The 13706-nt window shown below is 45.1% G+C and carries 15 protein-coding genes; 6 read left to right on the top strand and 9 right to left on the bottom strand.

What is annotated here, in order from left to right; translation table 11 throughout:
• Positions 1–28: 28 nt before the first annotated feature.
• The 6 genes from PYW33_RS00305 (at position 29) to ahr (ending at position 4091) form a co-directional block, all read left to right on the top strand.
• The gene (locus PYW33_RS00305) at positions 29–388 is read left to right on the top strand and encodes an HIT family protein (protein WP_026055739.1); all 360 of its coding nucleotides are present in this window, start codon (positions 29–31) and stop codon (positions 386–388) included.
• 162 nt (positions 389–550) lie between these two features.
• A complete protein-coding gene (mutY, locus tag PYW33_RS00300) occupies positions 551–1579 on the top strand; it encodes an A/G-specific adenine glycosylase (protein ID WP_004647672.1) in 1029 nt (342 codons plus the stop codon).
• 69 nt (positions 1580–1648) lie between these two features.
• Entirely contained in the window at positions 1649–2191 is a 543-nt protein-coding gene (locus tag PYW33_RS00295; protein ID WP_004647673.1) for a M23 family metallopeptidase, read from the top strand.
• A 15-nt stretch (positions 2192–2206) separates the two neighbouring features.
• On the top strand, positions 2207–2452 hold the full coding sequence (locus tag PYW33_RS00290; RefSeq protein ID WP_004647674.1) for a hypothetical protein: 246 nt from the start codon (positions 2207–2209) through the stop codon (positions 2450–2452).
• A 24-nt stretch (positions 2453–2476) separates the two neighbouring features.
• Positions 2477–3058, top strand: a complete 582-nt coding sequence (locus tag PYW33_RS00285) for a DNA-3-methyladenine glycosylase I (protein WP_004647675.1) — start codon at positions 2477–2479, stop codon at positions 3056–3058.
• 4 nt (positions 3059–3062) lie between these two features.
• Complete coding sequence (gene ahr, locus PYW33_RS00280) at positions 3063–4091, top strand: NADPH-dependent aldehyde reductase Ahr (RefSeq protein ID WP_004647676.1); 1029 nt, start codon at positions 3063–3065, stop codon at positions 4089–4091.
• A 48-nt stretch (positions 4092–4139) separates the two neighbouring features.
• Here ahr and PYW33_RS00275 read toward each other — a convergent pair whose 3' ends face one another.
• From PYW33_RS00275 to PYW33_RS00235, 9 genes are all read right to left on the bottom strand, one after another.
• The gene (locus PYW33_RS00275) at positions 4140–4784 is read right to left on the bottom strand and encodes an START domain-containing protein (RefSeq protein WP_004647677.1); all 645 of its coding nucleotides are present in this window, start codon (positions 4782–4784) and stop codon (positions 4140–4142) included.
• A gap of 57 nt (positions 4785–4841) precedes the next feature.
• A complete protein-coding gene (gene dapB, locus PYW33_RS00270; protein WP_004647678.1) occupies positions 4842–5663 on the bottom strand; it encodes a 4-hydroxy-tetrahydrodipicolinate reductase in 822 nt (273 codons plus the stop codon).
• A 602-nt stretch (positions 5664–6265) separates the two neighbouring features.
• A complete protein-coding gene (locus PYW33_RS00265; protein ID WP_004280859.1) occupies positions 6266–6463 on the bottom strand; it encodes a hypothetical protein in 198 nt (65 codons plus the stop codon).
• A 69-nt stretch (positions 6464–6532) separates the two neighbouring features.
• Positions 6533–6760 carry a hypothetical protein gene (locus PYW33_RS00260; RefSeq protein ID WP_004647679.1) on the bottom strand — a complete coding sequence of 76 codons (228 nt, stop codon included), beginning with the start codon at positions 6758–6760 and terminating at the stop codon, positions 6533–6535.
• A 111-nt stretch (positions 6761–6871) separates the two neighbouring features.
• A complete protein-coding gene (locus tag PYW33_RS00255; RefSeq protein ID WP_004280856.1) occupies positions 6872–7087 on the bottom strand; it encodes a cold-shock protein in 216 nt (71 codons plus the stop codon).
• A gap of 607 nt (positions 7088–7694) precedes the next feature.
• Positions 7695–8813 (bottom strand): molecular chaperone DnaJ, encoded by a 1119-nt coding sequence (gene dnaJ, locus PYW33_RS00250; protein ID WP_004280855.1) that lies wholly within the window; start codon positions 8811–8813, stop codon positions 7695–7697.
• Positions 8814–8917: 104 nt separating this feature from the next.
• On the bottom strand, positions 8918–9295 hold the full coding sequence (locus PYW33_RS00245; RefSeq protein ID WP_004280853.1) for a hypothetical protein: 378 nt from the start codon (positions 9293–9295) through the stop codon (positions 8918–8920).
• Between the two features lie 130 nt (positions 9296–9425).
• Positions 9426–12563: an efflux RND transporter permease subunit gene (locus tag PYW33_RS00240; RefSeq protein ID WP_004280852.1), complete on the bottom strand. Its 3138-nt coding sequence runs from the start codon at positions 12561–12563 to the stop codon at positions 9426–9428.
• Between the two features lie 2 nt (positions 12564–12565).
• Positions 12566–13669: an efflux RND transporter periplasmic adaptor subunit gene (locus PYW33_RS00235; protein WP_004280850.1), complete on the bottom strand. Its 1104-nt coding sequence runs from the start codon at positions 13667–13669 to the stop codon at positions 12566–12568.
• Between the last annotated feature and the right edge of the window lie 37 nt (positions 13670–13706).

Genomic DNA, 13706 nt, shown 5'->3' with positions numbered 1-13706 from the left:
TAAATCCTACCAGAGGAGAATGTGTATGATGGCTGAAACCAACTGCCCCTACTGCAATTTTGACGAATATGATGTCATTGCCAAAAATGATTATGGTGTGGTGTTGCCTGAACCAAATTCATTGTCCGAAGGTCATTGTGTGATCATTCCATTGCGGCATGTGGCCTCATTTTTTGAAGTGACTGACAAAGAACGTAAAAGTTTGATGTCTTTATTGGAACAGGCACGCAATGAACTGCAATTACGCTACCAGCCTGCCGGTTTTCATGTCGGTTTTATTGATGGTGAAGTATTTCAGGAAAAGGTTGAACATCTGCATATTCATATTATTCCGCGTTATGCAGGCAAGACCTTGAAGCTGGATGAGCGCTGGGGAATTAACGATTAACCGGATTTTTGATCAAAAATAAATGCTCTCCGGAGCATTTATTTTTATGAAAGCTAAGTTCTATCAAGCTCGATGAACATCTACGTTTTTATCTCACTTTTCACATTCCCACCCTGCTGATTCCGCTATACTAGCTGCTGCTTATTCGGTTGCTATGTGTTCATGTTCGTATTTTCAGATGCCCTGTTGGAATGGTTTGATGTGCATGGTCGTCATGACTTACCTTGGCAGGTGACAGATGACCCCTATAAAGTCTGGGTCTCTGAAATCATGTTGCAGCAAACCCAGGTCAAAACTGTACTGCAATATTTCGAACGATTCATCCAGCGTTTTCCGACTGTTCAGGATTTAGGTCAAGCCTCATGGGATGAGGTTGCACCTTACTGGGCAGGTCTCGGCTATTATGCGCGCGCCCGCAATCTGCATAAAGCTGCCGGCATCGTAACCGCACAGCAGCAGTTCCCTCAAACCCTGGAAGAATGGATGGCCTTGCCCGGCATTGGCCGTTCTACCGCTGGCGCGCTGATGTCACTCGGTTTACGTCAATATGGCGTAATCATGGATGGTAATGTCAAACGGGTATTGTCACGTTTCTTTGCGATTGAGGATGATCTGTCCAAACCCGTGTATGAGCGTGCCCTCTGGCAACTGGCGGAACAGCTCTGTCCTATCGAACGCAATCATGACTATACCCAAGCGATTATGGATCTGGGCGCGACCGTTTGTACGCCGAAAAAGCCTTTGTGTCTGTATTGTCCAATGCAGCAGCATTGCAAGGCACATCAGCAAGGACTAGAAAATGAATTGCCTTTCAAGAAGGCCAAAAAACCGGTTCCGGTACGCTCTGCTCAGGTCTTGCTGATCCAGTCCGGTACAGACTGGCTCTGGCAGCAACGTCCCAATAGCGGTCTCTGGGGCGGTCTCTGGTGTCTGCCGATTATTGAAAATGCACATGAATTGGAACAGCAATGCCAGCAACTTGGCCTGAAAAATATCGTCAAAAAAACCCAGATTAGCCACAGTTTTACCCATTTTACCTGGAACCTTGAAGCGATTGTTTTTACAGTAGATCAGGATCAGCAGGAACATCTGGCCATTGAACTGCAAGGCTGCTGGATGCATCCAGAGACAGCCATTGATTGCGGTCTGCCAACAGCGATGAAAAAATTGATCTCTGCGGTAAATGTATGACATAGTCTGGACAAAGCAAAAAACCGATCAGCTCAGAATGAGCATTGCCAATATTTAAGGATGAATAGCGTGCGCCAATATCTTGCTTTGATATGGATTGCTTTAATAGCTGTGCTGCTGGCAGCCTGTAGCAGTACACCGAAAAAATCCCCCTCTGTACAGCTCAATCCCATTCTGGTGCAAAAGCTGAAAAATATGCGGATGCCTTCTTCTTTGCCAATCCCGGTTGCACGTGTACAGGCACGTGAATTAACAGATACTTGGGGCGCTTCGCGCAGTCGCGGACGTCTGCATGAAGGTATTGATATCATGGCTCCACGTGGAACCAAGGTTTTTAGCGCGACTGAGGGCCTGATTGCGGATTTACGTAATAACAATTTGGGTGGTAAAGTAGTCTGGATTTTGGGTCCAGGCGGCTCCTGGCACTATTATGCGCATCTGGATGGCCATAAACGTGGCTTAAAAGTCGGCGACTATGTCAAAAAAGGCCAGCTGATTGCTTATGTCGGCAACAGCGGCAATGCCCGGCATACTGCTCCCCATCTGCATTATGGAATCTATTTACAGGGCAAGGGCCGCGGTGTGGTCAACCCTTATCCCTATTTACGTTAATTTTAGGATATTTACATGTCAGAAGCGTTGATCAATCGTCTGGTGGAATTTGCTGAATCAGGCAATCAACAAAAAATTGTATTGAATGGTCAAACTTACCAGGGCTGGGTGATGGAAATTACCGAGGATGCGCTTCTGATCAGTACCGGTTATGCCGACAAGGCCGGTAAAGATATGTGGATTCAATTTAGCGATCTGGATCAGGCTGAACTGTCGTATTGGGACAATCAGCAGGATCAATGGACTGTGTTTAAATTATAAAAGCATCAAAACAAGGAGCATCACATGACTGTGCAACGCTGTGGCTGGTGCTCCGATGATCCGCTGTATATCACCTACCATGACCAGGAATGGGGACAGGCCCTGCTGGATGAAAATCGCCTGTTTGAAATGCTGTGTCTGGAAGGACAGCAGGCCGGTCTGGCCTGGATTACCGTTCTCAGAAAACGTGAAGCTTATCGTAAACATTTTTTTCAATATTCGATCGAATCTATCGCCTCACTTACAGATCAACAACTCCAAATAAAACTTGAAGATGCTAGCCTGATACGGCATCGCGGCAAACTCAATGCCATTCGGGAAAATGCCCAAGCATGGCTTAAGCTACAGCAGCAAGGGATCAATCTGGTAGAATGGCTCTGGTCTTTTACCCAGCAACCGCGATTGAATAATGATGTTGTGGATTATCGTCAGGCGCCTGCTCAAACCATTGAGAGCCAGAAGATGTCTAAAGCACTCAAACAGGCTGGTTTTAAATTTGTCGGACCCACCATTTGCTATGCCTTTATGCAGGCCGTTGGTATGGTCGATGACCATGAAAATCATTGTGACTTTAAAACAATATCCTCGCATTTAAATAAGAGCTGAAATCATGTCGAATAATATTATTCAAGCTTATGCTGCCATGTCCGCAGGTGCGGAACTGGAACCTTATCAATTCGATGCCGGAGAACTGCAGCCGCATCAGGTCGAAGTCAAAGTGGAATACTGCGGTCTCTGTCATTCTGATATTTCAGTCATTAACAATGACTGGGGTTCTTCAGTGTATCCGGTCGTAGCAGGACATGAGATTATCGGCACCATTACCCATCTGGGTGCAGAAGCCAAAGGCCTGAAAGTTGGGCAACGGGTTGGCATCGGCTGGACAGCGGAAAGTTGTCAATATTGCGATCCTTGTATTTCGGGCCAGCAAGTGCTGTGTACTGGCGGTCAGGTGGCGACCATTGTCGGACATGCCGGTGGTTTTGCCGATAAAGTGCGTGCCGGCTGGCAATGGGTCATTCCCCTACCCGAAGATCTTGACCCTGAAAGTGCGGGTCCCCTGCTCTGTGGCGGAATTACCGTATTCGATCCGATTCTCAAACATCAGATTCAGGCCATTCATCATGTGGGCGTAATTGGCATTGGCGGTTTAGGACATATGGCCATCAAGCTGCTGAAAGCCTGGGGCTGTGAAATTACTGCCTTCACCTCGAACCTGGATAAAACTGATGAACTGAAAGCCATGGGCGCTGACCATGTAGTGAACAGTCGTGATGTCGCTGCATTAAAAGCCCAGCGTGGCAAGTTTGATTTATTACTGAGTACTGTCAATGTCACCTTGAACTGGCAGGCTTATCTGGCAACTTTGGCGCCGAATGGCACTGTGCATATGCTGGGTTTACCACTTGAGCCGATGCAGATTCCGGCTGGCATGTTGATTGGCGGAGCCAAGTCAGTTACCGGTTCACCGACAGGTTCGCCGGCGGCATTACGTCAGTTACTCCAATTTGCTGCACGTAAAAATATTGCTCCGCAAATTGAAGTCTTCCCGATGTCACAACTGAACCAAGCGATTGAACATCTGCATTCTGGCAAAGCCCGTTACCGGATTGTGCTTAAAGCAGATTTTACAGCTTAAATCCTGCTTATTTTCAGCTGTTAAAAAGACCCAGAAATTGGGTCTTTTTTATTGTAGAGCTTCAGGCAAGACCGCAATAGATGAAGGCTTGGCCAGCTCGGTCTTCATTTTCTGCAGCATCTGATAAGGTTGCTGTTGCACAAACATATTTACGAAGCTCAAAGGAATGGAACCTTCCGGATTGGCATAACCATAGGTAGAGACCTTGACTTTATTATTGGCCAGTTTCTGAAAAGTCCAGTCACCCTGATAATCGGTTAAACGCACATAATCCGGGTTTAAAGGATAACCACTTTGGATGGCTTTATTCTTAATGGTGATCTGACCATTGGCTTCCTTGATCATCTTGCCCTGCACAATCAGGTCACGGTCTTTTAAGGGAAATGGAAAATCCAGCACCATATACAGGATAAAGTCACCTTTTTTATCATTTCGGGACAGAACCTTGATGCTACCCATATAGGGAACCCACTGTACTGTATGCTCGACATTCAGAATCAGGGACACGGCATTTTCAATGGGGGTGGTATAGGTGGTTTCAGCTTTATAGAGAAACACTGGGTTTTGCTCATTCTGATAAGTCCAGACCTTGATATTATTTTTATAAATACTGAGTTTAGGCTTCTCGAGAGGCTTTGCCTGCGCAATGGCACCAAGTGCCACTGCACAGAGCAGGAAAATCATTTTTTGCATTATATTATTCGTCTTATTCTAGTTTTATACTTTTTTATAAATGATTTTAACTCGGTTTTAAACCTGAATATCGTTAAAACCAAGCACGTCTTTCATATCATATTTACGCGCTTCACGACCTACGACCCAAGCCGCAGCACGTACCGCACCAGAAGCAAAGTTCATGCGATTGGTCGCTTTATGAGTAATTTCCACACGTTCCCCATCGGCAATAAACATGGCGGTATGTTCACCGACAATATCGCCACCACGAATGGTCTGGAAGCCAATGCTCTTACGCTCACGCGGACCGGTATGACCTTCACGGCAATAGACCGCATCTTCTTTCAGGTCACGGCCTAAAGTTTCCGCAATCGCCTCACCCCACATCAAAGCTGTACCCGATGGCGCATCTACTTTGTGACGGTGATGTGCTTCAATCACTTCGATATCTACGGTATCACCAAAAACTTTAGAGGCCAGTTCAAGCAATTTGATCGATACATTCACACCCACTGAATAATTCGCTGCATACACTACAGGAGTTTCCGTCGCAGATTGATCCAGATAGGCTTTTTGCTCATCATTCATACCCGTCGTACCGATCACGATGGCGACACCAGCTTCACGGCAGATTTTCAGATGATTGACGGTCGCTGCGGGTGCGGTAAAATCAATCACGACATCACAGTCTTTGACTACATCGGTAAGGCTACCCACAATCTTGACACCTGTTGCGCCAATTCCGGCAAGTTCACCAGCATCTGCGCCTAATAGTGTACTTTCAGGGCGTTCTACCGCGGCCGCCAATTGATAACCTGCTTCATGCACCGCCTGAATAAGGATACGCCCCATACGACCGCCTGCACCTAAGATCCCAATGCGTGGTGTAGCTGACATAACATAGTCCTGATGTTGATCCAAAATTGCTCTTACTATAGCAAAACTGCAGAATAACACTAAGATGCATTGCATAAAAATCAATGAAAATACTCAAAGAGTGAAATCACTGATATTGATAAGAGTTTTAATCAAGCTTAAGAAGTTAGGCAATCACTTCCGTCAAAGCTATACGATATACATCAACTTGACTCGTCATATAGTTTTTAGCAATTACTCATATAACTGAAATAAGCTTATTCATAATTTTATCGCTCTGATTTTGCATTGATTTACTGAGATTACTGATTTGTGAAGTTAAACAGACGACTTGCCAATACAGTTTTTCCTGTTTAGTCTCGCCATTATTAATTGAGCTCAAAATCTTGATGATTTAAATCTCAGTTAGATTAACAGGATTCTTATGCAAGACTTTTTACTAAATTTTAATTATGAATATCTACTTTTGAATTGATGAGCAGATAAGATTTTAAGTCTTATTGAGATTAAAAGGACTCAATTTTGCTTTATACAAAAATCAGTCCTTAGATTGAGCAAATGAATTATCTAGCTCTTAGGGAACTTATTAAAAATAATAATACCTAAAGCAAAATTTGCATAGTCTATACAATTTTGAAAATTTTTCCACTTAAGGTACTTTGAAAGCACATTTCAAAACTGGGACGAATATCTTCACCATCTACAGTGATATGTTTTATATTGGAATGAGATTGTGTTTTAGAAAAATGATGATCGACTGTTGCTTGAATAGCGTGTTGAGCCCCAAACTGATCCTTCACACTGATACTTTGTTTAAGCATATCTATACCTTTAATAATAGTTAAAGTGGCAAAATATCCACTAAAAATTGATGTTTCTTAATTTTATCTTTAAATAACTTTATGATTTAGCTTAAATAATTGATTTAGAGAAGTATAGAATGTACGGCCATCTAAGTTTAAATCTACCTCAACTCCAGATGAAAGAAGAACTCTTTTACCCACTTCAATTCTTTTTAAACCCTGACGTGTATTTTGCATTTTATTGAGAGGAATTAACGAAACAATAATTTCAGTACCATTTTTAGATTTTGCAATTAAATCATTTATTTTTAACAACTTGAATCCTGTTTTTCTAAAGATTTTTCCAATTTGGAAAATAACTTAAAATTAAATTTGAACGATAAAAAAAGCACTTATTAAGTGCTTTTTTTTACTGTTTATTCTTACTTAGATAGCAACAATATTTACAGCATTCGGTCCTTTTTGACCTTGAGCTACACTGAATTCAACCAGTTGGCCTTCCATTAAGGTTTTAAAACCTGAACTGGCGATTTCGCTGAAATGAGCAAAAACATCTGGACCTGATTCTTGTTGAATAAAACCAAAACCTTTAGTTTCGTTGAACCACTTTACAGTACCTTTAACAACATTTGAGTTTGACATAATATATCCTACTAATTTTTTAATAATTTTTAGTCAATTTATTGACTGAATATAACTTTGAAATAATAAAGAATGAGACTTAAAATCTGAAAAAAACGAAGGATTATGACTAAAACTGCGATACTTAAAGAAGATTTACCGAAACAAGACTTTTTTCTAGTTAAGTTAACTATACACGAAAAATTTAATTAATCAAGTTTTCTTATATATATATTTATTTTATTTATTAAAAAATGAAATTTTAAAAATTTATAGTGATTTCAATAAGATTAAGCTTCCATTGTCATGAGAACAAAATAAGAGTAATCTGCTGTACTGGTAAATTTGATAAGTAATGAATGCGATTATATAGCTCTGTAATAACAATATTGGTCTTTTTAATTTCGGGAATGATGCTTTTTTCTCACTTACAAAATATCTATCACCCTCCAAATTTGGACTCATACTTTCTATTTAGATAATGAAATATAAAAATAGAAACCGCTTTTTAGGCGGTTTCTGTTTTTAAGCGATACCTATCAACTAATAAATAGCATCTTCTAATCTAGAGTATCTTATCTACATAATAAAAAAGGACGCCTCAGCGTCCTCTTTTACTTTCACTCAATTAATCAAACAAGCGATCAAAGAATGATTTTTTCTTTGGTGAGGACTTGCTGTCTTCCCCATCCATGGTTTCTTGCAGTTCTTTTAACAGTTCACGTTGACGTGCACTTAAATTCACTGGAGTTTCCACCACAATACGGCACAGCAAGTCACCTTGCATGCTGGTACGTACCGGTTTAACACCCTTACCACGTAAGCGGAACAATTTACCCGTTTGCGTACCTTCAGGAATTTTCAAGCTAACACGACCATCCAGCGTAGGAATCTGAACTTCCTTACCTAAGGCTGCATCAGCAATCGATACCGGCACATCCATATACAGATCAGCGCCATCACGCTGGAAGATTTCGTGCTCACGCACCACCACTTCTACGTACAAGTCACCTGACTGACCATCACGGATTGCTTCACCCTTACCGGTCAAGCGTACGCGGTCGCCATTGTCCACGCCCGCAGGAATAGTGACTTCCAAGGTTTGCTGACGATCTGACACCCCTGAACCATGACATTTATTACATGGGTTCTTGATGATCTTGCCCTGACCGCGACAGGTACTACAGGTTTGCTGTACCGAGAAGAAACCTTGCTGCATACGCACTTGACCCGCACCATGACAGGTACGGCAGGTTTCCACATCGTTTGGATTTTTTGAACCTTTACCATCACAGGCATCACACGGTGCCGGTGCAGTAAAGGTAATGGTTTTCTTGACGCCTTTGACCGCTTCTTCCAGAGTCAGTTCCATCACATAGCGTAAGTCCGAACCACGGCGTGCACGTTGCTGGCCACGACCACCGCCGCCACCAAAAGCACCACCGAAAATATCACCGAACTGGTTGAAAATGTCTTCTGCGCTGAAACCACCGCCGAAGCCGCCACCGCCGCCCATACCACCCTCAAAGGCCTGGTGGCCCATACGGTCGTACATGCTGCGCTTTTCACCATCAGAGAGCACTTCATAGGCCTCTGCTGCTTCTTTGAATTTCTCTTCAGCTTCAGCATTGTCCGGGTTACGGTCTGGATGATATTTCATCGCCAACTTACGGTAGGCTTTTTTGATTTCATCATCACTAGCGGTTTTAGCGACGCCCAAAACCTCATAATAATCACGTTTAGCCATGTCTGGCGATGCTCCTCACGGAATTTTGTTTAATATTCAACTGAGGTCTGAAATTGGGGTCAAACCTGATTTTACAAGGGGAAATATGAAAAAAATTATATGCTTTAGAACACAGCTTTATTTTGAGAGAATTTATGCAGGCCTTTAAACCAGGCATTGAGCAGGAAAATAAAGGCAATAAAGCTGAAAATCACCCCGGTCACGACACAGGCCTTGACCCATAACTGGCTGTCCCAGGCAAAGAAAAACAGCGGAATAAACCACAGCGCAGCAAAGAGCGCCAAAATGGTATAAATCACGATATTTCGCATGATCCACAAGGCCTGCGCCTGTAACCAGACTTCGGCATAATCGACTTGTGTCACTTTACGGGCCAACCAGTAGGCAAAAAGTCCACTAAACAGGGTAAATAAGGCCAAAAACATGAAGACATAAGCCATCGCTACGGAACGTCGCATCTTGGTTAATGTAGTTTGAGTCATGTTGGTTTAACCTCATTACCGGATTGGCAGTTCGGCCAATGCAGTAGTTACTTATTTTTTTAAATTATAAAAATCTCAGCTGCTACTATATTGAAAATTTCAATATTTCGCACCTGAAATTATGACAATTTTAAACAGAATTTAAACTTTTTTTCACTTTAAACCATTGTGCATATAAGGCAGGCAGGAAAAACAGGGTCAGAAGTGTCGCCACAATTAAACCACCCATAATGGCCACTGCCATCGGCCCGAAAAAAATACTGCGGGACAAGGGAATCATGGCTAAAACAGCGGCCAATGCGGTCAAGACAATCGGGCGACAACGGCGGACTGTGGCATTGATAATGGCATCCCATGGGGATTCTCCGGCCTGAATATCCTGCTCGATCTGGTCAATCAGAATCAGGGAATTTCGCATGATCATTCCAGAAAGCGCAATCGTCCCGAGCATGGCCACAAAACCAAAAGGTTTATTGAAAAGTAACAGGAATAACACCACCCCGATAATGCCTAAAGGTGCGGTCAGGAATACAATAAAGGCCCGTGAGATGCTCTTGAGCTGAATCATTAACAGGGTCATCACCACCGCCAGGAATAAAGGCATGCCGGCATTGACCGAGTTCTGGCCACGTGCGGATTCTTCGACCGTGCCGCCGACTTCCAGCAGATAGCCATTCGGCAACTCAGCTCGAAGTTGGTGCAGTGAATCGTGTAATTCATTCACCACAGTGGCCGGCTGTAAGGCCGTGCGAATATCGGCACGCACCGTGATGGTCGGTAAACGATTCCGATGCCAGATCAAGCCTTCTTCAAAGCTATATTCAATGTTGGCAAGCTGTGCCAACGGTACCGAAGTACCACGTGACGTCGGTATCGCCAGACTGCTTAAAGAAGCGACATCAACGCGTTCAGCCTGCGCACCACGTAAACGGATTTCAATCAGTTCACGCTTTTCCCGATACTGATCAATGCCGGCCCCCAAAATCGAGCTGTTCAGCACATTGGCCAGTTCGCTGCTAGTCACGCCCAACTGACGGGCACGATCCTGATCGATCTCCAGTTTGATGACTTTGCTCGGCTCACCCCAGTCTAGATGTACATTGGTGGTATTCGGATTTTCGCCCACGGTTGCGGCGACTTTCTGCGCCCATTCACGAACCAGTCCCAGATCTTCACCAGAGACCCGGAACTGCAATGGATAACCGACTGGAGGGCCATTTTCCAGCAGGGACACCCGGGTACGGACTTCCGGTAATAACAGCCGAATCTGGTCACTCAAGGATTGACGGATTTCGTTACGATCTTCCAAAGAGGATGCCAGCACCACAAACTGGGCAAAACTGGTTTGCGGCAGCTGCTGATCCAGCGGTAAATAGAAACGCGGCGATCCCATCCCAACATAAGCCACATAGTTATCAATGCCCTCTTGTTTTGATAAAAAGGCTTCGACTTTTTTTACTGCAGCTTCAGTGGCCTTCAGTGATGCACCTTCTTCAAGTTTGAGATCCACCAGAATTTCAGCCCGGTTCGAGGGCGGGAAAAACTGCTGCGGCACCAGCTTAAACATTAAAATAGACAGAATAAAAATTCCGACCGTGGCAGCAATGACAGTTTTACGATAGGTCACACAGGCATCGACCCAACGGCGAAAACCCCGATAAAACCGGGTTTGATAGGGGTCATAATGTTTACCGGCGTGATGCACAATCGGCTGAGGTTCTGGCTGTTTGCGCAGACGTGCCCAGAGACGCTGGTACCACGGCGCTTTTTGAATTAAATCTTTGTTGAAATCCGGTAGAAGTTTATCGCCTAAATATGGCACAAACAGTACCGCGGCCAGCCAAGATACCAGCAATGCAATGGTCACTACCTGGAAAATCGAACGGGTATATTCCCCGGTACTCGAAGCTGCAGTGGCGATCGGCAGAAAACCGGCAGCGGTAATCAGGGTCCCGGTCAGCATAGGAAAAGCCGTGGTGCGCCAGGCATGCCCGGCCGCCTGTAAACGGCTATAACCCTGCTCCATCTTAATCGCCATCATTTCAATCGCGATAATGGCATCATCAACCAAAAGACCGAGGGCCAGAATCAGGGCCCCCAGGGAAATTTTATGCAGTCCGACATCAAACAGCTGCATACCGGCAAAGGTCATGGCCAGCACCAGCGGAATCGAGAAAGCTACCACCAGACCGGTTCGGAAACCGAGCGAGAAAAAACTGACCAGCAATACGATAATCACCGCTTCTGCCAGCACTTTCATAAATTCGTTAATGCTGCGTTTGACCGCCACCGGCTGGTCCGAGACTTTTTGCAGCTCCATGCCAAGTGGCAGGGCTTTTTGCAGGCGGGCGAATTCCTGTTCTAGATTTTTACCCAAGGCAATGATGTCCCCACCCTTACGCATCGATACAGCAATACCAATGCCGTTTTCGCCCATAAAGCGCATCCGGGGCTGTGCCGGATCACTAAAGCCTCGATAGACTTCTGCGACATCTCCCAGCTGAATGGTCTTGCCATTTACCAGAAGTGGCAGTTGCTGTAATTGTTCGACACTGCTTAAAGCACCGCTGACCCGAACCTGAATCCGGTCTGAACCGGTTTCAAAAAATCCGGCATTGCTCATGGCATTTTGCTGCTGTAAGGCCTGCTGAATGGCGCTGACTGGAACACCCAGCTGAATGGCTTTGGTGTTGGAAATCTCAATCCAGATTTTCTGGTCTTGCAGGCCAATCAGCTCAACTTTGGCAACATCTTTGACCCGTTGCAGTTGCAGCTGTAAGCGGTCGGCGTATTCCTTGAGGGTCGCATAGTCAAAATCTTTACCCTTGAGCACATAAATATTGCCAAAGGTATCGCCAAATTCATCATTAAAGAATGGACCTTGTACCCCTTGTGGCAATTCATGCCGGATATCGCCCACCTTCTTGCGCACGTTATACCAGACATCCGCGACATCTTTCGAAGCCAGGGAATCCTTGGCAACAAAAGTCACCATGGATTCGCCCGGACGCGAATAGGCCATGATACGGTCATACTGTCCCGTGGTCATCAGTTCCTTTTCAATCCGGTCAGTAACCTGTAGGGATACTTCTTTGGCACTGGCACCGGGCCAGTAGGTCTGGATTACCATGACTTTAAAGGTAAAAGGCGGATCTTCACTTTGTGACAGTTTGGAATAAGAGACGATGCCGATCAGACCCAGCAGGATCATAAAATACAGCACCAGACCTTTATTTTTTAACGCCCATTCCGACAGGTTAAAGTTCATGCTTAACCCCCTGCCTGAATGGTCACACGACGGTTTTCACGATCAATCGGATTGATTTTTTGCTGGTTACGCAGCAGATGTACGCCGCCAATCACCACATAGTCTTCCGGCTTGAGGCCACTGAGTACAGGAACACTGTCCCGGCCATAGGCACCGAGCTGGACCGGGACTTTACGTAAGGTATGATCCGGCTGGACCACCATGACATAAGCCTGCTGATCCGTTGCCGAGACACTGGATAACGGCACACTAAGCATATTATCGCGGCTATGCTGAAAAAATACCCGGGCACTTTGTCCCAACTGGATCTGGCCATTGCCTTCACGTAAGGAAACTTTAACCCTGAAGGTACGCGACTGGTCCGCTGCCGGTGAAATCTCGCGAACAAAAGCGGCAAATTTTTCTTCAGGTTTGGACCATAATGTCACTGTGGCTGTCTGTCCCACCTTGATCTCCGAAATAGCCTGTTCCGGCACCCCAATCACCACTTCACGCTCGCCGGCAATTGCCAGTTCATACACCACCTGCCCGGCAGCAACCACCTGACCTGTTTCAATATTGCGCGCAGTGATCACGCCGTTTCTAGTGGCAATCAGCTGGTTATAAGCAGTTTGGTTTTTAGCGGTATCATAGTTGGATTGTGCCTGCTTCAGATTTGACATGGCGGTCTTGTACTGGTTTTCGATCGCGTCATATTGTGAGCGGCTCACGGCATTGGATGGCAATAACTGCTTGAAACGTTGTAGTTCGTCTTGAGCAATCTTACTGGCAGACTGTGCACTTTCCAGCTGGGCACGTGCTGCATTCAGCTGCAGCTGGGCATCTTTGACATCCAGAGTTGCCAGGACTTGCCCGACTTTGACCTGGTCACCCACATCGACGAAACGCTGGGTCACCTGACCCGCTACCCGAAATGCCAGTGCCGTTTGCTGTCGTGCCTGCACATCACCGGCATAACTTTTTAGTTCATGCTGTGAAGTGGTGGGTGTGGCCACCATGACAAAGGGAACTTCCTGCCCTGCGGCAGCAGTATCTTTGCTGCACCCGGTTAAGGTCACGCTGCAAAGCACCACCATGCCAGCCAATATGCTGTAAATCCTGCTCATCTTATCCGCTCTTATCTGATCGTCTTTTTTAGGGCAA

The sequence above is a fragment of the Acinetobacter lwoffii genome (assembly GCF_029024105.1).
In the GTDB taxonomy this organism is placed as follows: Bacteria; Pseudomonadota; Gammaproteobacteria; order Pseudomonadales; family Moraxellaceae; genus Acinetobacter; species Acinetobacter lwoffii.
Note: the sequence above shows the minus strand (reverse complement) of the source record. Positions and strands in the feature narration are given on the sequence as shown.

What these genes read in the sequence shown, in the direction of transcription:
- dnaJ (WP_004280855.1), bottom strand. Translation starts at nt 8,813, where the DNA reads ATGGCTAAACGTGATTATTATGAGGTTTTGGGCGTCGCTAAAACCGCT.
- PYW33_RS00290 (WP_004647674.1), top strand. Translation starts at nt 2,207, where the DNA reads ATGTCAGAAGCGTTGATCAATCGTCTGGTGGAATTTGCTGAATCAGGC.
- mutY (WP_004647672.1), top strand. Translation starts at nt 551, where the DNA reads ATGTTCGTATTTTCAGATGCCCTGTTGGAATGGTTTGATGTGCATGGT.
- PYW33_RS00275 (WP_004647677.1), bottom strand. Translation starts at nt 4,784, where the DNA reads ATGCAAAAAATGATTTTCCTGCTCTGTGCAGTGGCACTTGGTGCCATT.
- PYW33_RS00245 (WP_004280853.1), bottom strand. Translation starts at nt 9,295, where the DNA reads ATGACTCAAACTACATTAACCAAGATGCGACGTTCCGTAGCGATGGCT.
- ahr (WP_004647676.1), top strand. Translation starts at nt 3,063, where the DNA reads ATGTCGAATAATATTATTCAAGCTTATGCTGCCATGTCCGCAGGTGCG.
- PYW33_RS00235 (WP_004280850.1), bottom strand. Translation starts at nt 13,669, where the DNA reads ATGAGCAGGATTTACAGCATATTGGCTGGCATGGTGGTGCTTTGCAGC.
- PYW33_RS00255 (WP_004280856.1), bottom strand. Translation starts at nt 7,087, where the DNA reads ATGTCAAACTCAAATGTTGTTAAAGGTACTGTAAAGTGGTTCAACGAA.
- PYW33_RS00285 (WP_004647675.1), top strand. Translation starts at nt 2,477, where the DNA reads ATGACTGTGCAACGCTGTGGCTGGTGCTCCGATGATCCGCTGTATATC.
- PYW33_RS00265 (WP_004280859.1), bottom strand. Translation starts at nt 6,463, where the DNA reads ATGCTTAAACAAAGTATCAGTGTGAAGGATCAGTTTGGGGCTCAACAC.
- PYW33_RS00240 (WP_004280852.1), bottom strand. Translation starts at nt 12,563, where the DNA reads ATGAACTTTAACCTGTCGGAATGGGCGTTAAAAAATAAAGGTCTGGTG.
- dapB (WP_004647678.1), bottom strand. Translation starts at nt 5,663, where the DNA reads ATGTCAGCTACACCACGCATTGGGATCTTAGGTGCAGGCGGTCGTATG.
- PYW33_RS00305 (WP_026055739.1), top strand. Translation starts at nt 29, where the DNA reads ATGGCTGAAACCAACTGCCCCTACTGCAATTTTGACGAATATGATGTC.